This window comes from Nesterenkonia rhizosphaerae (assembly GCF_039544555.1).
In the GTDB taxonomy this organism is placed as follows: domain Bacteria; phylum Actinomycetota; class Actinomycetes; order Actinomycetales; family Micrococcaceae; genus Nesterenkonia; species Nesterenkonia rhizosphaerae.
Map to the genome: position 1 here is coordinate 402,915 of NZ_BAABLW010000002.1, position 23,000 is coordinate 425,914.

General features: G+C 62.7%; 13 protein-coding genes and 1 tRNA gene. 11 read left to right on the top strand and 3 right to left on the bottom strand.

Annotation, left to right across the window (positions count from 1 at the left end; genetic code table 11):
- The first annotated feature begins 35 nt into the window (after positions 1–35).
- The 4 genes from ABEA23_RS03300 (at position 36) to ABEA23_RS03315 (ending at position 4,302) form a co-directional block, all read left to right on the top strand.
- Entirely contained in the window at positions 36–1,352 is a 1,317-nt protein-coding gene (locus ABEA23_RS03300) for an ABC transporter substrate-binding protein (RefSeq protein WP_345476640.1), read from the top strand.
- Positions 1,353–1,559: 207 nt separating this feature from the next.
- Entirely contained in the window at positions 1,560–2,288 is a 729-nt protein-coding gene (locus ABEA23_RS03305; RefSeq protein WP_260072902.1) for a dienelactone hydrolase family protein, read from the top strand.
- Between the two features lie 126 nt (positions 2,289–2,414).
- Positions 2,415–3,431 carry a GNAT family N-acetyltransferase gene (locus tag ABEA23_RS03310; protein WP_345476641.1) on the top strand — a complete coding sequence of 339 codons (1,017 nt, stop codon included), beginning with the start codon at positions 2,415–2,417 and terminating at the stop codon, positions 3,429–3,431.
- 10 nt (positions 3,432–3,441) lie between these two features.
- On the top strand, positions 3,442–4,302 hold the full coding sequence (locus tag ABEA23_RS03315; protein ID WP_345476642.1) for a LysR family transcriptional regulator substrate-binding protein: 861 nt from the start codon (positions 3,442–3,444) through the stop codon (positions 4,300–4,302).
- Here ABEA23_RS03315 and thiE read toward each other — a convergent pair.
- Entirely contained in the window at positions 4,299–5,018 is a 720-nt protein-coding gene (gene thiE, locus ABEA23_RS03320) for a thiamine phosphate synthase (protein ID WP_345476643.1), read from the bottom strand. The two genes, ABEA23_RS03315 and thiE, sit on opposite strands and share 4 nt — an antisense overlap.
- A 142-nt stretch (positions 5,019–5,160) precedes the next feature.
- Here thiE and ABEA23_RS03325 point away from each other — a divergent pair, with 142 nt between their 5' ends.
- On the top strand, positions 5,161–6,153 hold the full coding sequence (locus ABEA23_RS03325; protein WP_345476644.1) for a bile acid:sodium symporter family protein: 993 nt from the start codon (positions 5,161–5,163) through the stop codon (positions 6,151–6,153).
- Positions 6,154–6,269: 116 nt separating this feature from the next.
- Here the strand turns inward: ABEA23_RS03325 and ABEA23_RS03330 are convergent, their stop codons facing one another.
- Both ABEA23_RS03330 and ABEA23_RS03335 read right to left on the bottom strand, forming a co-directional pair.
- Positions 6,270–6,824: a type 1 glutamine amidotransferase domain-containing protein gene (locus ABEA23_RS03330; RefSeq protein WP_345476645.1), complete on the bottom strand. Its 555-nt coding sequence runs from the start codon at positions 6,822–6,824 to the stop codon at positions 6,270–6,272.
- 201 nt (positions 6,825–7,025) lie between these two features.
- On the bottom strand, positions 7,026–7,664 hold the full coding sequence (locus ABEA23_RS03335; protein WP_345476646.1) for a malonic semialdehyde reductase: 639 nt from the start codon (positions 7,662–7,664) through the stop codon (positions 7,026–7,028).
- A gap of 92 nt (positions 7,665–7,756) precedes the next feature.
- On the opposite strand from ABEA23_RS03335, the gene ABEA23_RS03340 reads away from it, so the two are divergent.
- From ABEA23_RS03340 to ABEA23_RS03365, 6 genes are all read left to right on the top strand, one after another.
- Positions 7,757–8,854, top strand: a complete 1,098-nt coding sequence (locus tag ABEA23_RS03340) for an NAD(P)/FAD-dependent oxidoreductase (protein WP_345476647.1) — start codon at positions 7,757–7,759, stop codon at positions 8,852–8,854.
- A 157-nt stretch (positions 8,855–9,011) separates the two neighbouring features.
- Positions 9,012–9,082: transfer RNA gene (locus tag ABEA23_RS03345), tRNA-Gly, on the top strand.
- Positions 9,083–9,164: 82 nt separating this feature from the next.
- Positions 9,165–10,373: a glycine oxidase ThiO gene (gene thiO / locus ABEA23_RS03350; RefSeq protein WP_345476648.1), complete on the top strand. Its 1,209-nt coding sequence runs from the start codon at positions 9,165–9,167 to the stop codon at positions 10,371–10,373.
- Between the two features lie 271 nt (positions 10,374–10,644).
- Positions 10,645–12,906 carry a helix-turn-helix transcriptional regulator gene (locus ABEA23_RS03355; RefSeq protein WP_345476649.1) on the top strand — a complete coding sequence of 754 codons (2,262 nt, stop codon included), beginning with the start codon at positions 10,645–10,647 and terminating at the stop codon, positions 12,904–12,906.
- Positions 12,907–13,311: 405 nt separating this feature from the next.
- Positions 13,312–20,226, top strand: coding sequence for a DUF7507 domain-containing protein (locus tag ABEA23_RS03360; protein ID WP_345476650.1), 6,915 nt, complete (start codon positions 13,312–13,314; stop codon positions 20,224–20,226).
- A gap of 257 nt (positions 20,227–20,483) precedes the next feature.
- Positions 20,484–22,997 carry a winged helix-turn-helix domain-containing protein gene (locus ABEA23_RS03365; protein WP_345476651.1) on the top strand — a complete coding sequence of 838 codons (2,514 nt, stop codon included), beginning with the start codon at positions 20,484–20,486 and terminating at the stop codon, positions 22,995–22,997.
- Positions 22,998–23,000: the final 3 nt, after the last annotated feature.

The window sequence follows — 23,000 nt, forward strand, 5'->3', positions numbered from 1 at the left end:
ATGAAGAACCACCTGTTGAAGAATCAAGGAGCACCATGAAGAAGCTGTCTACCGGTCGTGCCCTGCGCGGCACCGCGGTATTCTCCCTGGCCGCCCTGGCACTGACTGCCTGCGGCCCCGACACCTCCGGCGAATCCGCCGAAGCAGAAACCAACGACACCGACTGGTCCTCCGTGGAGCCAGCTGACTCGATCATCTTCGCCACCAACCACCCCGGCGGCTCCCAGGACATCGAGAACGAGCTGATCGAGGAGTTCACCGACGAGACCGGCATTGAGGTGGAGGTCATCACCTCCGGCGCCAACTACGAGGAGACCTCGCAGTGGTTCCAGACCGGTGGCGGCTCCAACGCTGATGTCATCGTGCTCTCCGACGCCACCTGGTTCCCCAACTACCTCAACGATGCGCTGGCACCGGTTGATGAGCTGCTGGAAGCAGCCGAGGTGGACACCAGCCGCTTTGTGACCGCCCTCTACGATGACTACCTCTACGAGGACGCTCACTACGGGGCACCTTATGCACGCTCCACCCCGCTGTTCTACTACAACGCAGACCAGTACGAGGAGCTCGGCCTGGAGGTGCCCACCACCTGGGAAGAGGTCGCAGAGAACGGTCGCGCGCTGGTGGAAGCCGGTCTGACCGACTCCGGCTTCTCCTTCCCTTCCGCTGACTCCTACGTGTCCTGGACCGCGGCCAACCTGGCGTGGGCCTACGGCGGCGCATGGAGCGAGGACTGGGACTTCTCCGCCATCGCCTCCGACGGCACTGTGGAGGCCCTGGAGTTCGCACAGGACGGCGTCGGCGATTGGGCCACCGTCTCCTCCACCACCCCCGATGATGACTTCGGTGCCGGCGTGACCTCCCAGGCCATCGCCTCCACCGGCTCCCTGGTGGGCATCCTCTCCGTGGCCGACTTCGAGGTGGGCACTGCCTTCCTGCCCGGTGGTCCTGCCGCTGAGGGCGAGACTCCCACCGGTGGTGCGGGTCTGATGATCGCCTCTGCCTCCTCCCCGGAGAAGCAGCTGGCTGCTGCCATGTTCATCGGCCACATGACTCAGCCTGAGAACACCGCTCGCTTCTCTCAGGCCACCGGCTACGTCCCGGTCAACCAGGACTCGGATATGAGCGATGTCTACGCCGAGACCCCGCAGTTCGAGACCGCTGTGGAGCAGCTCTCCCGCAGCCGCAGCCAGGACAACGCCCGGGTGTTCCTGCCCGGCGGTGACCTGGAACTGTCCCAGACCCTGCAGGCCATCCTGACCGGCGACGGCGACGTCCGCGAGCAGCTGGAGGCCCTGCAGACACAGCTTGAGGAGCTCTACGAATCTGAGCTGGCCTCCGAGCTGGACTAATCCTTAAGAAGGAACCCGCCGGATCGTCCCATCCGTTGTTGCGCGAACCGCCCATTTCCGGGCCTTAAGCGCAACAACGGGTGGGACTTTCTGTCTCTAGCTCCGGCGAATCCCAGCTGTTGTGGCGGCCTGTTGTGCGGCGTCGTCGTTAGCTACAGTGAGCTGCAGGGGGACGCACCACAAGACCTAGATCTTCAGGAGGGCACATTGGCCGAGAAAACCCCGCATCAGAACGTCACCTTCCCTTTGCACAACGGTGGAGTGTCGACGCCGGCAGAGGTCACCGACACCGGCCACGGCTACCTAGCCACCCCGCCTTCAGGATCCGGGCCCGCCGTCATCGTCATCCAGGAATGGTGGGGACTGACCGACCACATCAAAGAGGTGGCTGACCGGCTGGCAGTCCAGGGCTTCGTCGCTCTGGCCCCCGATCTCTACGGCGGATGGATCACCCACGACGGCGACGAGGCCGGTGAGATGATGTCCAAGCTTCCCGCCGAGGAGGGCGCACGCCAGCTGGCTGCCGCCACTGACTACCTGCTCGGCCACGAGGCGGTGACCTCCAAGACCGTGGGTGCGATCGGTTTCTGCATGGGCGGCGGCTTTGTGCTCGCCCTGGCCGCGCAGCAGGGCGAGAAGATCTCCGCCGCAGTGCCGTTCTACGGTGTGGGCCAGGGCATTCCGGACAGCTACGCCGGGGTACGTGCGGCCGTGCAGGGACACTACGCCGAACACGATCAGGGCTACCCGGTGGAGCAGGCGCGCGCCCAGGAGCAGCAGATCCGCGAAGAGTCCGGCGCTGAGGTGGAGTATTTCTACTACGACGCCGGCCACGCCTTCCACAATGACGAGAACCTCATCGGCACCTACGATCCCGACGCCGCCAGACTGGCCTGGGACCGGGCGGTGGACTTCCTGCGCAAGAAGGTCGCGTAAGCCTCGCCACGGGCGGGGTTACGCGTTCGGTCACGCGGCTTGACGGTATTTTCGGCTTGTCAGCCTCGGTTTCGGCGTGAACAAGGGTCACAGTGCGCGACCGAACCGGTGACATAGGGTTAAGTCATGAGTACGTCATACCGCTGGAGCACCCTGACCACCGCTGATACCGCGGCGTGGGCCGAGCTGGTCAATCACCTGGCCGTCGTGGACGGTACTGAGGAGTTCTACTCGGCCGAAGACCTTGCTGAGGAGCTTGAGGACCCCCACTTGGACCCCGCCCAGGACACTGTGGCGGTATGGGCGGACTCTGAGAGCGGAACCGAAGAGCTGGTGGCGTTCGGAGTAGCGCGGCTACGCCAGAGTCTGGACCACGAAGGCAATGCCGGGGTGCCGTTAGAAGGTGGCGTGCACGTGGAGCACCGCGGTCGCGGCATCGGGACCCAGCTGATGCAGAAGCTCGAGGCCCGCGGTGCGCAGAAAGCCACGGATCGCTACCCCGGAGTGCAGTACTACTTTGCCACCGGCGGCGGACTGGAAGAGTCCTCAGCGCGGACCTTCCACCTGGCCCGCGGCTACCAGGTGGCCCGCTATTTCAATCTGATGAGCCGTCCGCTGAGCTGGAACCAGACGGACTCCCCGGACTCCGCTGCCGCCATCACTGGGGGCCGCCAGCTCCCTGAGGGAGTTACCGTGCGGGCACCGGAGGAGAGTGATGAGAAAGCAGTGTTCGAAGCCCACGCAGCGGCCTTCGTGGACCACTGGGGCAGCGCCCCGCCGTCGCCTTCGGTATGGCATGAGACTTGGACCTCCCGCAGCAACCGCGCGGCCGTTTCGCGGATCGCAGTGGATGCTTCTGGGACCGTGCTGGCCTATGCGCTGTGCGGCCAGTGGGTGGAGCGCGAGCTCTATGTGAACCTGGTGGGCACGGTCCCCGCCGCCCGCGGCAACGGGCTGGGCAGCGCGGTCCTGGCGCACACTATCGAAGCCGCAGCCAGCAGCGGTGACTACGACGTCATTGAGTTGGATGTGGACTCCGAGTCTCTCACCGGCGCGACCAGGTTGTACGAGCGCCTCGGATTTGCTGTGAAACACACCAGCGCCGCCATGCGCCGCTACCAACAGCCGGCTGACAAGCACTGATCTTCTGACCATGTCCGACCTGACCATGCCGGAACAGAACCAGTCCGAGCAGGACCAGCCGGAGAAGGATCAACCGGAGGGCGCGCCCAGCCGCCCAGCCGGGATCCGGCTCGCCGCGCTGCCCGGAGCCACACCGGATAAATGGGCGCACCGCTGGCGGGACCGGTACCGGCATATCCCGCTGAGCGTGGATTATTACGACGACGACGCCCGCCAGCCGCAGCGCTTGGAAGCTCGGTTGGCGGATGTCGGCTACGTGCGGGTGGGGGCGGAACAGGACGTCGATACTGATGTGCTGCACCGGGTGTGGCTCTACGAGGAGCTTCCGGTGGTCTGCGCCGCAGCCGAACACTGGGTAGCCGCTGCTGAGGATGTGGTGCCCTGGGCGGAGATCGAACAGGAAACCTTCTTCACCCCGGACCAGATGGTGGAGCAGGATCCGGAGCCTGATGTCCCTAAAACGGGGGCGGAGTTGGGCCGCGGTGAGCGGATGGCCCTTGAGGTGGTGGCCTCCGGTGCAGGTCTGCTGATCCTGCCGAACTCCGTGGCCCGGATGCTCTCACGTAAGGACGTGGTGATCCGCACCGTGGAGGGGCTGCCCGGCTGGCAGGTGGGTCTGGCCTGGCTGCGCGAGCGTGACAGCGAGGACATCCAGGAGTTCGTCGGCATTGCCAGGGGTCGCAAGCCAGGTTCTGGACGCAGCGAACTGCAGCAGACTCGGTCCGCAGCGCCGAAGAAGGCCGACACCAAAGGTAGCGGCAAGGCAAAAGGAGCCAAAGGCGCGACCGGCAAGTCGGCTGCACAGCGCCGGGGAGCTGCCTCGCGCGGTTCCAAGCCGGCTAAGGGCAGGAAGCCCTCGCGCCGTCGCTAACTCGGCAGCTGTTCGCGCAGCGCCTGCGCGGCAGCCACGGTGTCTGCTGCCTCGGTGACAGCCCGAACCACCACAACCCGCTCGGCACCGGCCTCGGTGACCTCGTGCATATTCTCAGCATTGATACCGCCGATGGCGAAGAACGGCTTGGCAGTCTCCAGGACTGAAGCGCGTGCCGGGAGCTCAGTGCCCACAGCGGCCCGGCCGGGCTTCGTGGGGGTCTCCCATACGGGCCCGGTGCAGTAGTAGTCGATGCCGATGTCCTCCACTGCCGTCCGCACCTGCTCAAAGGTATGGCAGGAGCGGCCGATCACGACGTCGTCGCCCAGAATGGCGCGCGCCTGGTCAGTGGAGAGATCCTCCTGGCCCACATGGAAGACATCCACGCCGGTGATCAGCGCCAGGTCCGCCCGGTCATTGGCGGCAGAGAGTCCGCCGTACTCGTCAGCGACCTGTTTCAGTAGGGTCAGTGCGGCAATCTCGGTCTGCACTGAGACGTTCTTATCCCTGACCTGGATAATGTCCACCCCACCGGTGAAGGCGTCCACGTAGAACTGTCGCAGGGCCTCAAGATCCAGCTCATCCACGGGTCCGGCGTCAGGCCGCAGAATGAATCGCTGAAGATCCGTGCAGACGTAGAGGCGGGCGGACAGCAGTCGCTCACGGCGCAGCTGGCCCAGTTCGGAGGGCTCGGGGGTCAGTGCGGATTCGCTCATGCTTCCGAGACTAAAGCAGAAGGCTTCGCATCTGCTGGATTCTCGCCGGTGCCGGCATAGTTGCCGCTGACCTGCGTCCATATGGTGAGCAGCCCGATAGCTGGCGTTGACCGGGGACACAGGTGCTCCCAAGATGTGAGCTGTGTCCCGTTCTACATCACCGGCTGGGTCCCGCACTGCGGCACCGGCTGACCAGTCTCCGCGCAGCGCGAAGCTCGCTGTCACCGTATTCCCGCTGCTGATCATCGGTGGCGCCGTCGCCGCCTTGCTGGCACCGGCGACGTTCTCTCCGCTCAGCGCCGGGGTGACCTATGCCCTGATGATCATCATGTTCGGGATGGGCCTGACTCTGACTCTTCCGGATTTTGCGCTGGTGCTGCGCCGACCCGTTCCGGTCATTGCCGGCGTGGCCTTCCAGTTCGCGCTGATGCCGCTGCTGGCCTTCGCCATTGCCTGGGTACTGCAGCTGCCTCCGGCCCTGGCTGCCGGCATGATCCTGGTGGGCTCTGTTCCCGGCGGAACCTCGTCGAATGTGGTGACCTATCTGGCCCGCGGCGACGTCGCCCTCTCGGTGACCATGACCTCTATCTCCACCCTGCTCTCACCACTGCTGACTCCACTGCTGACACTGTGGCTGGCAGGCCAGTACTTGCCCGTGCCCGCCGGTGATATGGCCAAGAGCATCTTGCAGATTGTGCTGATCCCCGTGGTGGCAGGCATTGTGCTGCGTCTGCTGCTGCCGCGCATCGTGGTGGCTATCCAGCCTGCACTGCCCTGGATCTCCGTGCTGGGTATCACCTATGTGGTGCTCGCCGTGGTCTCAGGCTCCCATGATGTGCTGGCCTCGGCCGGAGTGCTGCTGATTGTGGGCATCATGATCCATAACCTGATGGGCTACGGACTGGGTTATGCCGCTGCGGCGCTGACCCGGGCACCGGTGCCCACCCGACGCGCGATCTCGGTGGAAGTCGGCATGCAGAACTCCGGGCTGGCCGCCGGTCTGGGCAGCGCGCACTTCTCCCCAGAGGCGGCGCTGCCGGGGGCGATCTTCTCGGTCTGGCACAACATTTCAGGTGGTCTGCTGGCCTCCTACTGGGGCAGGCGCCGGGCCGCCCCTGAGGTAGCCCAGGACTGAAGAAGTACTGCCTGAAGAGTTCCGGTCTAGGGAACCCCACACACGATGACGGCGGCCCCCCTGTGTACCAGGGGAGCCGCCGTCATCGTGTTTAACGTCGTTGTGTCTAGTGGTGATCAGGGCGCTTCTGAGTCATCTGAGACCAAGTCCAGGAAGGCCTGGTTGAAGTCCTCCAGGTCATCGGGAGTCCGCGAGGTGACCAGGCCGTCGCTGACCACTGCGGATTCATCAACCCACTCAGCGCCAGCGTTGGTCAGGTCTGTCTTCAAAGACGGGTAGCTGGTGACCGTGCGGCCCTGGGCGGCGCCGATTTCGGTGAGGATCCAAGGTCCGTGGCAGATCGCGGCCACGGGCTTGCCGGCGTCGAAGAAAGCCTTGACGAACTTCTGGGCGTCCTCGTTGATGCGCAGCGTGTCTGCGTTCAGGGTGCCGCCGGGCAGCACCAGTCCGTCGTAGTCATCCGGGTTCGCGGAGGAGAGAGCAACGTCGACGTCGAAGTGATCGGCATGCTCCCAGTCACCCTTCATGGCCTGGATCTGCCCCTCCTCGGGGGAGACGACGACGGGGGTGCCTCCGTGTTCCTTAATGGCGGCAAGGGGCTCGGTCAGCTCGGGCTGCTCCACGCCGTTGGTGGTCAGCAGGGCGATCTTCTTACCAGTGATGTGGCTCATGAAGTCCTCCTTCTCGGGTCAAAGCAGCATGCGCTGTCGCTGATCACGCTAGGAGTCACAGCTTGGGCCGCAAGGGACATCGGCTCAATGTTCCCTGGACGGCCAACGCGCGAGGGCGACCGCGGTGTCGCATAGGGCTGTGGATCCGGCAGAGGCTATAGCGCTATGCCGAATGCACAGTCCTATGCCGGATCGCGGAGCTCAGAGCACCTGGGCGGCGTCGTCGAAGTCCAGGCGGCCACCGCGGGGGCGGATCGCATCCTCATCGGCAGGGTTGGGCCCGTGGCCCACATTGATGACCACCAGGGTCTTCCATCCGTTCTCGGTATGCACCACTGAGTCCACTCCAGCAGCATTCAGGCCGGTCATCGGACCTACCTCCAATCCGTGGGCGCGCAGTGCCAGCAGCAGGTAGCCGACCTGAATCAGCGCTGACTGCTGGCCGACGCTCTCACGCATGCCGCCCTTATTCGCGAAGCTCTCGCGTGCACCCTCGCGCTGCGGTGCCAGCACATCCATACGCTCATGCCAGTCAGCGGTGTAGGCAGCAACAATGGTCAGCGGGGCCGCCTTGGTCTTGGCCTGGTTGGCGTCCATGAGGTGCTTGATGACGGCGTCGCGGGTCTCCCCAGGGGTCAGCACGGTCAGCCGCAGCGGCTGGGAATTGAACGCGGTAGGAGCCCAGCGCAGATCCTCATATGCGCGCTGCACCAAAGCAGGGTCCACAGGCTCATCAGTGAAGGTGTGCGTAGTATGCGCACCGGTGAAAAGACGGTGGAGTGCATCGGGCTCCAGTTCCTTCAACAGGGTGTCGGTGGAAGGGCTCTGCTGCGTGCTCATCAGGATGATCTCCGTGGGTCGGTGAATTGGTGTCGAGGGTCTGCAACGCGAGGATGACCCAGGTTCTTCCGCGGCCGTGAAAAGCTTGAGCTATGTCACCTCGTATTGCTGTTGTGGGCGCAGGAATCGCCGGAGCCTCCGTAGCTTTCGCGCTGGCGCGCAGAGGCGCTGCCGTGACCATCATCGACGACGGCTCGCCGGGGCAGGCGACGGCGGCCAGTGCCGGCATCATCGCCCCATGGGTTTCCACCGCCACCGGGCCCTTCTATGACCTCTACGCCGCGGGCGGTGCCTATTATCCCGTGCTGCTGGAGCAATTAGCAGAGGCTGGCATCACCCGCACCGATTACAGGCGGACCGGCTCCCTGATAGTGAACCGGGATGCTGCGCTTCTGCACGCGGCAGAGGAGAGGGTCCGTGCCCGGGTCGAGGTCGCCGGATCAGTGGCTGGCGAGGTCCAGCGGCTGACCAACGCTGAGGCCCGGCAGCTCTTCCCCGCGCTGGCAGAGGATGTGGAGGCGGTGCTGCTCACCGGTGGCGGTCGGGTGGACGGGCGAACGCTGCGGGACGCTTTGCTCACCGCAGCCGGGACGCTCGGAGCACAGCGGGTCACTTCTCATGCCCAACTGGTGAAGGATGGAACCCGTACTGCTGTGCGCGTAGAGGATGGCCTGCTGGACGCTGATGCCGTCGTCGTAGCGGCAGGGGCGTGGAGTGCTCAGCTTCTGGAGGCTGCGCATGCTCCGGTCCCGGTGGCCCCGCAGCGTGGTCAGATCACCCACCTTCGCCTTGAGGGGGCTGATACCTCCGCGTGGCCGACCATTGCTCCCCTCTCGCACCACTACATTGTGGCTTTCGACGGCGGCCGTGTGGCCGTGGGTGCCACGCGTGAAACGGGCAGCGGATTTGATCCGCGGGTCACCGCTGCTGGGCAGCTGCAGGTCCTGCAGGACGCTCTTGGTATCGCACCGGGACTCGCCGAAGCGACGGTGCTGGAGACCCGGGTGGGACTGCGGCCGCTGGCTGATCATGGGCTGCCGGTGGTGGGTCCGCTTCCGGGGCACGCGGATGTCTGGGTGGCCTCGGGGTATGGGCCGGCGGGGCTGACTATGGGACCGCTGCTGGGAGATATCTTGGCCCGCGGTGTGCTCGGCGAGGACGTCCCGGAGTTGGCGCCGCTTGCTCCTTGAGAGCTTCTTGAGTACGGGCTTTCGGACCTGGCCTCGACCGGCTCAGATCGCGCCTCGAGCAGTGCTTGAGGCCTGGTCCCACTGATAGCGCCTGATCGGAGTACACTAATCAGCACGCCGTCACGGTGGGATCACTCGCACTCATGGCGGCGGCCAAGCGGGCGTAGCTTAATGGCAAAGCTTCTGCTTCCCAAGCAGACGACGCGGGTTCGATTCCCGTCGCCCGCTCCGCAAATACGGCGGCTCACTGGACTCTGTTGAATCGGTCCGGGTGGGCCGCCGTTGTCGTAGGTTTCAGTAGGCTAGAGCCATGGCTGAAAGCAGGGAGAGCAGGACCGCTGTGGTCGGTGCCGGCGTGGTCGGGCTCCTGACAGCCTGGCGGCTGCGGCTGGCCGGACATGCGGTGACCATCATCGATCCCGCCCCTGTTAGCGGAGCCTCATATGCCGCCGCAGGCATGCTCGCCCCCATCAGCGAAGTCCAGTACGGGCAGCAGGAACTCTGGCCACTGATGGCCGCCTCCCGCACAGAGTATCCGGAGCTGCTGGCCACTCTGGAGCAGGCGACGACGACGCCCACCGGCTACCTCGAGAACGGCACCCTGCTGCTGGCCGCTGACCCCGGTGACCGCGCCGCCGTCGTCGACTTAGTTGACCTTCAGCAGCGCCACGGCATGCAGGTTGAACCGCTGACCTCCAGTGCCCTGCGGCGCCGTGAGCCTGCCCTGGCCCCGGTCGCCAAAGCCTGGGACGTGCCCAGCGATCACCAAGTGGATCCGCGCCAGCTGGCCAGATGCGCCACCGCGGCGCTCAGCGCCGATCTCAGCGGCACATTTCCTGAGGCCGGACCTGCTGCGCAGTGGGTAGCAGCTTCCGTCACGGAGATCGAACGTGAAGCTGGCAGGGTCCGGCTCACTACCGGTGACGGTCACCATATCCAGGCGGACAAAGCACTGCTGGTCCCCGGGCTCGGGTACAACAGCATCGGCGGCATCCCGCAGCGGCACCCGCTTCACCTGCGACCAGTTCACGGGGATGTGTTGCGGCTGCGGGTACGCCCAAGCCAGCTGCTGCCGGGGGAATCCCATGTGCTCAGTACTACGGTGCGCGCTAAAGTCGGCGGCCGCTCCGTGTACTTGGTGCCACGTGCCGACGGGGGACTAGTAGTCGGCGCATCCTCCCGTGAGGACGACCTGGCCGACACTCACGCCGGTAGTGTGCTTGAGCTGTTGGAGGATGCCGCCACAGTGCTGCCTGCGGTGCGCGAGATGCAGCTGGAGGAAATCACTACTCGCGCCCGCCCTGGCACCCCGGATGACCGGCCATACCTCGGTCTGCTGGCAGGTGATGAGGGCGACGGCGCCGTCGTCGTCTCCACGGGCTTCTCCCGCCACGGCATCCTCCTGGCGCCGCTGGCGGCTCGGCTGGCCGCAGCCCTGCTCAGTGGTACAAAGTCCGGGACAACTGGCCTCAACGACACTGACCAGCAACTCCTGGAGGCCATGTCTCCGGCCCGCTGACAAGCGCGTTTAGTCGCAATTGGGCGAGGTGCTCACCCAGGGTGATTCTCAGCTTCACCCCCATATTGATTGATTCCCGCAACGGTTCCTCGGAAGAGTAATGCCTGAGGCCAATGACAGGTCCATTCGATGGACCAAATGTGTACGTCAGATCTGAGGGGAATGACGGAGCAGCACTAGCGTCAATTGCTGTCGGTCATTTGCTCAGGGGGGATCGCAAGAAGAGCAGGCGGGGCGGCACACCTCGTCTGCTAGGGGGGGGGGATTAACCATGCCGCATCATGCGCATGACCATGCAGGAGAAACAGGATCGTTCAGCGGAGTCAGTCCCGCAGAGCTGCGTGACCTGACTACTGACTCATACTCGACATTTCACGAGCGACTAGTAGCGGCGGGTTTCAAAGTCACGCGCGCAGACGCTGAACTGCTGCGGGCACGGACCGGCGGTTCGATCCAGCTTGCAAGCGTCATCTTGGCGGTTACGGGAGTGCACGGAATCCGTGAACTCCTCAACAGCCAGGTGGTGCGCACCACGCTGGCTCGCGAGGTCAACCCGCTGCTAGACCAGCCAGATTGGGTCCATCTCAGAGGTGCTGCTCATTGTGCATCAGTGCTTCATACCGTGACCCCGGCTTCGCTTCGGGCAGCCCTAGCGGCCTACCGGACGCTGACTGGTGATGACAGGCCTCAGCCACTCGAGGCAGAACAGCTGATCATCGACATGGCACAGAAAGGCTTACTGGTACCCCGGCATCAGGCTGAAGGAGAAATCGCAGCCAATGAGAGTTTCAGCAGCGGGTGGCGCATGCCGTGGGCAGTGGCACAAGGGGTACTGGAGAGTCTGCCCGAGTCGCTGAAAGGACGGGTACTGGCAGCCGGCGTCCTGAAGAACCTGCGAGTAGAGGACACAGACCAGCTATTCGGAGAACAGCTCATCCAGGCCCGCCGAGCCGGACAGTGGAGCTTGCTCGCCGAGCTGTTGTCTAACCGGTACGGGGATGTTCTCGCGTATTTCACCCCTCACGCGAGAATCGCGCTGCGAGCTCTCCCGCGACAAGCCGACCAGGTAAGTCCAGTGCTGCTCTTTCTTCGCCTGCACCTTGAGCACCTGCCATCACGGTTAGCCCCTATTTCTGTCTCTGCGACACCGGCGTCCGCAACAGATGCCGATGCCGTACCCGGAATGGCCGCGGCACGCGTAGACATTGCTGCGGCGGCACGCCCCTTGCGCACAGATTTCGCTGACGCTATGACAAGCCCCAACCAGATAGCGATTACCGCCGCGTATGTGACAAGTACGCTCCTGGGGGCAGGTCGTTTCGCTGACGCAGTTCGCCTAGGTGAACGCGTAGAGCAAAGAATCGAGCAACTGACAGAGAACGGACATGCACTGTCACAGCAGGCTGAAGCGGCGTTCCGCTACTACTGTGGAGTGGCTTACGCGGGGCACGCAGAATTAACCGCTGCCGCCACCCAGTTCGAGCAGATCTCCCCATCGGATTGTCCTGCCCGCAGCCGGGTGCCGTTGACTTTCCTCGCCGAGGATTATGAAGACCTCATCTGGGCGATACTCAGTGGACATTCATCCGAGAGCCGGACGGGGAAGCGCCAGACCGCCGCGGCATCCTACCGGGAAGCGTTGAGTCATCTGGATACTTTGGACATTGCTGCTGCAGGCAGTGTCATCATCAGAGACTCTCACCGAGTCGCCCGGGCCGATCTCTGGCCGCTGCTCACGCTGGTAGAGCACTGGTGGATGCTGCTGCGAGGCGACGTGGGCCGGTGGAACCAGCGCCTGGACGGTCTCTTCCGAAAGCGTGCCCGGCAGCTTCGCGAAAATAGCCTGGGGCAGAGGATCTACCAGCGGGTTTGCAGTGAGATGCTCATGTCTTCCGGACACCTGCAGAGGGTCGCCCCGCTGCTGAAGGATGAGGACGCGGAAAAGGCTGGACTTCAAGTTCCCTTGGCTCGCATGTTCCTGATCACCGGACAACCGTCCCGTACGGTCCAGCTCGCAGAGCAGTACGCGTTCGAGCGGGAGATCCCTTTCCGCGATCGTGCGGAACTGAAAGTGATGAAAGCCGTGGCCCTGTTGGCTATGGAAGAGGCTGTTCGCGGGGAAGAAGAACTCAACGCTGCTGCGGACCTCTGCGGCTCAGTCGGGTCACTGCTTCCGCTGGCTTTCCTTCCAGGGCGTCACCGGGAGCAGGCACTGCGCCTACTTGAAAGCCACGACATGTGGGAACAGATCTCCTCCCAGCATGGTGTAGAGATCGCTGAGCTCAAACGGCGGGTCAGGGAGCTCCCGGGTATCTTCCCCGACGACGCCGTGGTGGTGCGTTTGACCACGCGCGAACGCGAGATTCTTCAGAAGCTTCAGGGGCGGTTGTCCTTGCAGGAGATTGCCGAGCAAGAGCACCGTTCGCTCTCTACGGTGAAGAAGCAGGCGCAAGCGGCGTACCGCAAGTTGAGGGTGAACTCACGGGAAGACGCCATCCGGCGTGCCCACGAGCTAGGCATTCTCCTAACTTAACGATCCACCGCGGGAGAGCGCTGTGTCGCTCAAGAGTGCGTAAGCGGGAACTCATGGCAATGGGGTATTCCGTCCGCGTCGTAGGCCCAAGTTGGGGCCCATAAACCCAGCTTGCTCTATGAGGATGCTCAGGTTCTTCCAAGACTTGTGCTTGGGCCCTCGTGTCTTCGCCACCGCTTTCCTGGAGCGGAACGTTGGGGTCAACCTGTCAGTCATATCAAGGAGTGGATCTTGGGTACCAAGTACAGGCGGTCCGCGCCGCCGCTGAGTAGCGGTTCGGCAGGCCGAACGCGCGCAGAAAAGCGGGGAGGCGCCGGCGTTGTCACGTCTTCCTCCCGGGCAGCGAGACGATCGGTCAGTGCACTGATCGCCCTTCTGCTCGCCTTCCTCGGCGGGCTACCCGCCGTGGCGCCAGCATTCGCAACCCAGGTAGAGAATCCTGGCGACTTCGACGTCGAGTATGAGGTCACGTCTCGGTGGGCTGCTGATACCCCGGACACGGTTTCTTCCGGTGATGTACTGAACAGCGAGTGGCGGGTCAATGTCAACGACGCCGCGGAGGCACCATCTAACGAACCGGTCGATAACGTCTTTCTGACTCTGACGTCCCAGAACGGCGACTTTGCTGAGTTGCCCGATGTCTGCCTCATCGCTGATGTGACGCCGGCGTCGAGCCTTTCTGAGGACCGCCGGACACTCATCTGCAATGTCGGCACAGTGCATATGGGCACGGCGGCAGCTATCACGGTGCCTGTCGTGGCCCGCGGCGCAACGGGTGACCAGGTCACGCTGAACGGCGAAATCGGTGGAGTACAGGCTGAGCAGTTGGCCCCCGTCGAGATCATCAATCAGTTCGGCATGGACATCCGCTGGGGAACGCCCAATAATCAGCAGCGTATCGGCACAGGCTATGTGGACGTCGACTATCAGTGGACGCTCTTCCTCAATGAGGCTTCCGAAGCCGGGCCGGACTCCATCAGCTATACCGTCAATGTCGCTGCCGACAATGGTGCCGCTGTCACCGTTCCTGCCAATGCGTGCTCGGAGTTCACCGCGGGAGTTGCCCCTAGTCATCCATGGTCCGGGGGATCACATCCAGCCGACCGGACTGCGCCTTTTGTGGCCGACTGCGCGTTGACTCCGAGTAACACCCCAGGCCAGTTCACGCTGACACTGACTGGAATCGACTACTCTCTCACGCAGGTGCCGTCTCGGGATTCTACCGGTCAGGCCCTTCCTGCAGACGTCTCTGCCATCGCCAGTGGTCAGGTGACCTTCCGCTTCGCCACGACGACGGCCACAGGCACTTCCGTGACAGTCACAGCGCCCCCCTACGTCGCCCCAGAATCGGGAGCCACTGCTGAGGACGACCCGACCAACAACGTCTCGAATAAGGCCATTAGTTTTCCTGGCGGTGCCAGCGGAGCATGGAACCGTGAGTACACAGGCGCCGGGGGTACTGCATGGGATGACAGCTACCGGGTTGCTCCCGGAACTGAAGTACTCCAGGGCGTCAGCATAGATACTCGCCGGTACAGCCATCTCGACTCGTCCGCGCTCTTCGGTCTGTGCCACGTTTTGGATACCCGTTACGTGGCATTCACCGGGGCAGTCCCGGGTGGTTTTGATGCAGCGACGTATCCTCTGCAGTACTACGTGGGCCCTGCATCTTCGGTTGACTCGGACTCATCCTCGTACGATCCGAGTGCCTTCAACTGTGCCACGGGCGGCAACAATATGAACGGCGGCGGCGGATGGACTACTTCGGTGCCCTCGGACCTATCGACGGTGAAGGCGGTCCGCGCCCTATACCCGCTGAGCGAAGCACTCCGTATCCAGCCCGATCGCGAAGCAATGAATGTTCTCTCGACACTGAGAGCCGATACACCTGCAGGAACCGACGTTTGGATGTTCAGCGCACCCATGGTGAACGGGGTCTGGACGAACTGGAACTCCTCAGCGAACATCGTCACTTCGACTCCGGATGCGAGATACGGATTCACCAATGGCTGGCGTGATCTTTTCCGTGTAGTAAGTGCTATGCCAGCAGTGCAGAAGGATGCAGACCGTGCCGTGGTGCAGCCCGGTATACCTGCCGGCTTCACGCTGACATACTCAGCGAATGGTGCCGGCGGCGTGCCGGACACCGTGGACGGGTTCACGCTGGTGGATACCCTTCCGCTCGGTATGGCCTACGTTCCAGGTTCAACTGATCCGGAGCCAGCTCTTTCCACGAGCGAGACTGGTCAGCAGGTGCTGACGTGGACACTAAATGATGTTCCGACAAACACCGCGGTGCCCCTGACGTACCAGGCAGTTGCAGACGACTCGGTAGAGCCGGGGCAGCGACTGGTGAACTCCGTTGCAGCGACCTACGGAGACCAAACTGTCACGGCAACCGCCCAGGTGACGACGACTACGAATGGTTATACCCAGATTGGTAAGTCGACGGATCAGTGGTTTATCCCTAACTCTGATGGCCTGGGCAATGGCCCGGGTTCCTGGACGGTGACTCTGCGTTCGGTGGACCCGCTGCCGCAGTCTTTCACTGACACCATCGACATCCTGCCCTTTAACGGTGATGGTCGGGGAACGAGTTTCTCCGGCACCTACTCCGTGACTGGTGTGAATGTCCCGCCTGGTGCCACTGTGTACTACACCGATCGTGATCCGGCTGATCTCTCTGATGACCCGGATCATGCGTCCAACGGTGAGGCCGGTGATCCTACTGATAACACCGTGGGCTGGTCGACAACCCCGATGGAGAACCCCACCGCTATCCGTGTGATCGGTGGAGAGCTGGCCCCGGGTGCGAGCTTCAGCTTCGATATCAACATTGAAACCGCCGATGCTGAACCCAGTGACGTCTACGTCAACCGCGCCCAGGCTCGTGCTGGTCATACCGAGCTGGTGATGCGTACATCTAATGATCTGACGATGGCCCCCTATTACTCGGCGTCGTTGAAGAAGTACGTGCTAGCCCCCGGTGGGGATGCAGAATACGATGATGACTGGCTTGATGCCAATGACATCGCCGATGCTCCCACCTTCGGAGTCGGGGATGAGGTCACCTACCGCATTGGTGTGACGAACACCGGTCAGGGCGTGCTGGAGAACATCGAGATCACCGATGATGCTTTCCCCGAGGCAGGGTCCTTCACCATCGAGAGGCTCGAGCCGGGTGAAACCCAGTTCCACCCCTACACGGTCACCGTCGATGAGGCCATGGGTCCTCAGCTCATCAACAATGCGTGTGCTCCTGAGGTGGATCAGCCCGAGGATGCAGCAGGCGCAGTGGAGATCAATTGTGATCCGGCGATCATCCTGATCAACGAGCCCCCGGTCCATGAGAAGGAGGTGGTCTCGGCCACCCCGATTGGTGATGGTCAGTGGGAGATCGTCTACGGCATTGATGTGGTCAACGAGTTCGCACTGCCGACCCAGTACAACCTCTTTGATGCGCTCCGGTTCCCCGATGCGGTCTCGATTGTCTCTGCTGATCTCACCAGCACCCCTGATGAGGTCGAGCTGTTTGACCCGGCCTGGGATGGTCAGGATCAGACGCTGATCGCTGCTAACGTCGCGATGCCAGCCAATGATGCTGCGGACTACGCCGATCATCGGTATGAGGTCACGGTGATCACTGATGTGCCGCTTCAGGTTCCGGGCGCCGGTGATGAGGATGATCCCACTCAGTGCCCAGCAGATGGTTCGGATGCGACAACTGGATTTAATAACGTCTCGCGTCTGACTTCTGGTGAGCATGAAGAGGTAGACACAGCGTGTGCTGAGATTCCTTCCATCGAGGTCGAGAAGACCGTGGTAGATGGTCCCACTCAGGGTGAGGATGGTCAGTGGACCATCTCCTATGAGATTCAGGCACGCAACACTGGTGCCGGTGAGGGTGCCTATGACCTGCGGGACCAGCTGCTCTACGGCGAGGATATTGCTGTGGTCTCCGCCTCGGTGACCGAGGCCCCCGCGGATGTGCAGACTCGTGATGATTGGACCGGTCAAGGCGCTGATCGTGGTGATGAGGAGAACCTCATCGTCGCTGGAGTCGCCCTGGGCGCTGGCACCACTCATACCTACCGGGTACAGGTCGTCGTCGATATCGACGAGCTCGATCTCTCCGGTGCTCATGAGTGCCCGGCACCGGGGTCTGGTGAGCGTGGGGGCTTCGCAAACGAGGTCAGCCTGACTCATAACGGCCTCGTAGACGAAGATGATGCCTGCCCGACGGTTCCGGGCCCGGGATCTGCTGCCCATGAGAAGGAGCTGGTCTCCGCCGCTCCGGCCGGCAACGGTCAGTGGGAAGTGGTCTTCGGCATCACCGTGGAGAACACCACTACGGTGAACTCTTCCTATGACCTGGAAGATACGCTGCGGTTCACCGATGAGGTCGATATCGCCTCAGCCTCGGTGACTGCATCTCCTGATGGTGTGCAGCTGGCTGATCCTGCTTGGGATGGTCAGCAGAACACTCTGATCGCGGAGGACGTGCGCATCCTGCGCAGCAACCACGGCGACTACCAGCCTCATTACTACGAGGTCACGGTCATCGCGGATGTGCCGTTGCAGGTGCCTGGTGCTGGTGGCGAGAATGATCCCACTCAGTGCCCGGCAGCTGGTTCGGATGCGCCCACCGGGTTTAATAACGTCTCACGTCTGACCTCTGGTGAGCATGAGGAAGAAGACACCGCCTGTGCGGAGATTCCCTCGATTGAGGTGAGCAAGACTCTGGTGGATGAGCCTGCTGAGGGTGACGATGGTCTGTGGACTGTGACTTATCTGATCGAGGCCATTAACAGCGGTAGCGGCGCGGGTGATTACGACGTCTTTGATCAGCTGCTCTACGGCGGTGGCATCCAGGTGCAGACCGCTGAGGTGGTTGAGGCTCCTGAGGTCGCTGAGATCCAAGAGTCCTGGACCGGTCTGGGTGCTGAGCGTGAGGATGAGGAGAACCTCATCGCTGCGGGTGTGTCCCTGGGCGCTGGCGAGACTCACCAGTACCGGGTGGTGGTCACTGCGGTGATCGATGACGACGAGATTGATGACACCACTACTCAGTGTGCTGAGCCTGGTTCCGGCGAGCGTGGTGGCTTCGCCAACGCAGTCCGCCTGGGTCACAACGACCTCAATGCTGTTGATGAGGCGTGCCAGCCTCCTCAGCTTCCGGGAACTGCTGCGCATACCAAGGAGCTTGTCTCTGCTGAGCCTGTTAATAACGGTCAGTGGGAGCTGGTCTACGGTATCGAGGTCACCAACCCGACAAACCGCAGTGGTGAGTATGACCTTGCTGATGAGCTGCGGTTCACAGAGGAGGCTGAGATCGCCTCTGCTGCGGTGACTGCTTCTCCTGAGGGTGTTCAGCTTGCTGACCCGGCATGGGACGGTCAGGAGAACACATTGATCGCCGTTGATGTGCCGATGCTGCGCGCGAATCATCCGGACTACGTTCCTCATTACTATGAGGTCACCGTGATTGCGGATGTGCCGCTGCAGGTTCCTGGTGCTGGTGGGGAATCCGACCCGACGCAATGCCCGGCTACCGGAGATGACGTCCGTTCTGGGTTCAACAACGTGTCATTCCTGACCACTCCTGAGGGAGTGGAGCGGGACGATGCCTGTGCTGAGCTGCCGTCATTCACCTTTGACAAGACCCTCGTGGGCGCTCCTGAGCTGAACGAGGACGGAGTCTGGACGCTCACCTACAGCGTCGCGGCGCAGAATGTCGGCGCTGGTGACGGAACCTACACGGTCACCGACCAGCTGCGCTACGGCGCAGGCATTCAAGTGCTTTCCTCGACGGTGACTGAAGCTCCGGACGAAGCTGCCGTTGGCATTGAGTGGACCGGTCTGGGTGAGGATCAGGAGGATGATCAGAATCTCATCGCCGCGGCAGTGCCGCTGGCTTCGGGAGAGACACACACCTACACCGTCGAAGTCACGGCGGTCATCGACGCGGACGCCGCTGACGAGAGCACCTACGAGTGTGCTGCCCCTGGCAGCGGTGAACGTTCTGGGTTCTCCAACACGGCTGGGCTGACTCACAACGGGCGCGGTCTGCAGGATGAGGCTTGCCAGCCTCCGTACCGTCCAGGTCAGCCCACCCACACCAAGAGCTTGGTCTCTGCTGAGCCCATCGGTGATGGGCAGTGGCAGCTGGTCTACGGCATTGATGTGGTCAACAGCACTGATGCAGCCGGTGAGTACGCGTTGGAGGATGAGCTGCGTTTCACGGATCAGGTGCAGGTGGTCTCAGCAGAGCTGACCGCCGCGCCTGAGGGTGTTCAAGTTGCCGATCCCGCCTGGGATGGTGTGCAGAACCTGCTCATCAGCGAGGACATCTCGCTGGAAGCCGGACAGTCGCATCGCTACGAGGTAACTGTCGTTGCCGATGCACCGTTGTCCTTCGAAGGCGTGGGTTCGGATAGTGACCCCACCGTTTGCCCGGCACCGGGTACCGGTGGACATGGCGCGTTTAATAACGTGTCGCTATTGACCACTTCCTATGGTGTGCAGGAGGACGACGCGTGTCCTGAGCCGCCGTCTGTGGTGATTGAGAAGACTCTGGTGGATTCCCCGGTGCGGGATGAGGACGGGGTCTGGACGGTCACTTATCAGGTTCAGGCTCGTAACGGTGGTGGCGCAGGTACCTATGACCTGACTGACCGGCTTCGTTATGGTGCTGGCATCGAGGTGCAGTCCGCTGAGATTGTGGATGCTCCCTCCGTTGCCGACGTGCGCCAGGACTGGACCGGTCTGGGAGAGGAACAGAGTGATGAGGTGAACCTCGTTGCTGCTGAAGTTCCAATTCAGGCACGAGATTCCCACGTTTACACGGTGAGGGTCACGGCTGTGGTTGATTCCGAGGAAGCAGATGCTGGTACCTATGAGTGTCCGGCACCTGGTTCCCTGGAGAATGGGGCATTCGCTAATACTGCGGGGCTGAACTACAACGACCTCACCACCATGGACGATGCCTGTGGCGCCCCTGAGGTGTCGGAGGAGCCCGAAACACCTGGTGAGCCCGGTACCCCTGGTGAGCCTGGTACCCCTGGTGAACCCGGCGAGCCCGGAACCCCTGGCGAACCCGGTGAGCCTGGCACTCCTGGTGCCCCTGGTGAACCCGGTGAGCCCGGCACTTCTGGTACTCCTGGCGATCCCGGTGAACCGGCCAAGCCGGCTCCGACCGGCCTCGCCGTCACTGGTGCCCAAGCTGCACTGGTGATCCTGGCAGCAGGGCTGGCTCTGGTGGTGCTGGGTGTTCTGATCGTCATGATCAGTCGGCACCGCCGTCGGGTCGGCTCCTCATAAGGAGTGCCATCCGAACAGCTGAATAGCTGAATAGACCGCCCGCGTCGTCGTCGCTACCTCCCCCCAAGCGATGGCGGCGCGGGCTCTGTCTCTGTCTCACCCGCAGAAGACCGTGCAAGGACTCCGCGCCCGGTAGCATGAGGCAGGCGAACTTCTCCGCCCCACCGACAGGAGGTGCGATGACCAGTCCCAGCGTTGCGATGCATGGCGTTCCTCGTCGTGCCTCCGGTCTAATTAGGCGGGCCCGCTTACTGCAAATGTTGAACCAGCCCGCGGCGCTGACTGTGGTGCGGGGTCCTGTGGGCAGCGGCAAGACCACACTTGTCTCAGACTGGATTACCGTTCAGGCGAAGCCATCGGTGTGGATTTCGGCTGAAACCGCGGGGACGCGTCACCTGCTCTGGAAAGCCGCCATTGCGGGACTGACGTGCTTGGACCCCAGATTCAGTGTCCTGCAGGACACCTTGGAGAGCGTTGCTGATCTCCGGTCGGCCCTCACAGAAGCGGTTTCTTTACTTCTGGAACCCGTGGTGCTGGTGATCGACGACGTAGACCAATACGACGACGACCCTGAGGTCGCCGAGGACCTGCTCGCGCTGATTGACTCGTGTCCGCAGCTGCGCATCGTCGTGACTGCCAGACATCGCGGCTACTTAGAAGGTGGGCTGGTGGGTTCCCGGGTGGAGCGAACAGTCATCACTCCTTCGTACCTGCGCCTCACCGTCACCGAGAGCACCCAGATCCTTCAGCAGGGACTAGGCAGTGGCACAAACGCCGCGAAACTCCATGCACTTTGTGAAGGCAGCCCATTGCTGCTGCGCGCCGTGATGGTAGGACTGCAGAGCAGCGAACCCGGGGAGTCAATCGAAGACGTCGCAGAGGCCGTGGTCCGGGACCTGCTTCGCGGCGTACCTGCAGAACGACGGGCATTTATGCTCTCGACCTGCGTGCCCGAAGAATTCGATGCGACCCTGGCCGGTTCGCTCTCTGGCATGAATCCGCAGCCGCACTTAGAAGCCCTTGAAGCCGCAGGACTTCTGACGGCCAGCAACAGCCCACAGGGCACACTCTGGCGCTATCACACGATGATTCGGCAGTCACTGTTGGACAGTCGCCGGGAAAGTGCAACGATTCCGGATGACCAGGGCCGTTACGCCGCAGATGTGCTCCACCAAGCGCACCGCGAGACTGCACGCTGGTACCAGCAGCGGGGCAAACCTGAAGTGGCGGTCAACCATGCTCTGGCCGCCGAGGACCTTCAGCTGGTGTCCTCCGTCCTGCTGCGCAACGGTCTGCGTCTCATCAGTCAGCCTGGAGCACTCGAGCGGCTCAAACCCCTGGCCCCTAAGGATGTAGCCCGATACCCGCTCATCGCCCTGATCCTCGGCGTCGGCTGCTATGCCCGGAGGAGTCGACGTATCAAAGCAGGGGAGTACTTCCTGACCGCCATTGCCGGGGCCAAGCTGCTCACCCCACGAGCCTCCCATGCAGAGAAAGCCGCATTAGCCACTGTTGAGGCGCTAGCCTTCCGCTTGGCGGGTCACGCAGTACAAGGTGTCCCAGCGGCTCGCCGTGCTTTGAAGCTCCTGCTGAACCCGGAAGTGGATTTGTCCCCACTGGGAGATCAAGTGGGGTGGATGCGGGTACAGAACGCCCTGACCCTTATCCGTGCAGCTCATCCTCGAGAAGCCTGGCCGGCACTGCAGGAGAACCTCGCCTTCCCTGAGACGCTGACTCTGAGCTCCCAGCTGCAGACTCTGGGTGCAGTTGCGATGCTGCAGGCCTTTGACGGCGATCTGCACGCTGCAGAGGACACCGTCGCGGAGGCCCAGAAAACCGAGGTGCCCACCGACGTCCGCAATGGGTATGTGGGAGCACTACTGCACTTCGTCTCAGGGATCCTCGCACTGGAGAAGCTCGACATTCAATCCGCCCGTGCCCATGTGCAGGCTTTGGCCCCGCATATGGAGACCATCGAGTTCCGCCCCTATTTTGTGGCGCTAGAAGCTTCTGCGGATCTAGTGATGGGCAATCCCGCACAGGGTCTTCAGCGGATTTCGCGTTTGTCTCGCAGTCACGGCCGCGAGAAGCTCACCGGGTTTGAGCGGCAGGTGCTGGGACCCCTGCAGGTGCTGTTGTACCTGGCAGAGGGCCAAGGGGCAGCGGCAGAGCAGGTTCTTCATCAGCTTCCCAGAACTGTCAATCCGCAGCTGGCGAGACTGTTGCGCGCCCTGCACTGCCACTTAACCGGTGATTATGAGCAGGTCACGGCACTACTGACTGATCTCACTGGAGGCACGACGCCGCCGCGCCTGTCCTTCTTCGCTCACTTGCTGACTGCAGCCGTCGCACTGCGCCAAGCGGAGAAGAGCAGCGCCCTGCACCACCTGCAGCACATGTTGGCCATTTCTGCAGAGACCGGTCTGCGGATTCAGGTGCTCTTGGTCCCCGCTGGTGATCTCTGCGGGTTGTTGGATCTGGCGCGTAAGCACCGGCTTCCTGGTGCAGAGGTCCTAGACACTGCACGTAGTGTCATCCCAGATTCCGTGTTGCCGGGTCAGCTGACAGAACGAGAACGAGTGGTGCTGAGCTCCCTGGCTCACCACAGCAGCGTGGCGGAGATCGCAGAGGACCTCGTGGTCTCACGGAATACCGTCAAGAGCCAGCTGCGTACCCTGTATCGAAAGTTGGGTGTGGCCGGACGAGAGGAAGCCTTGGCAGTAGCTGCTGCCCATGGCTTGCTCGAAACAGCTTCACAGGGTGATGCCTGAGAT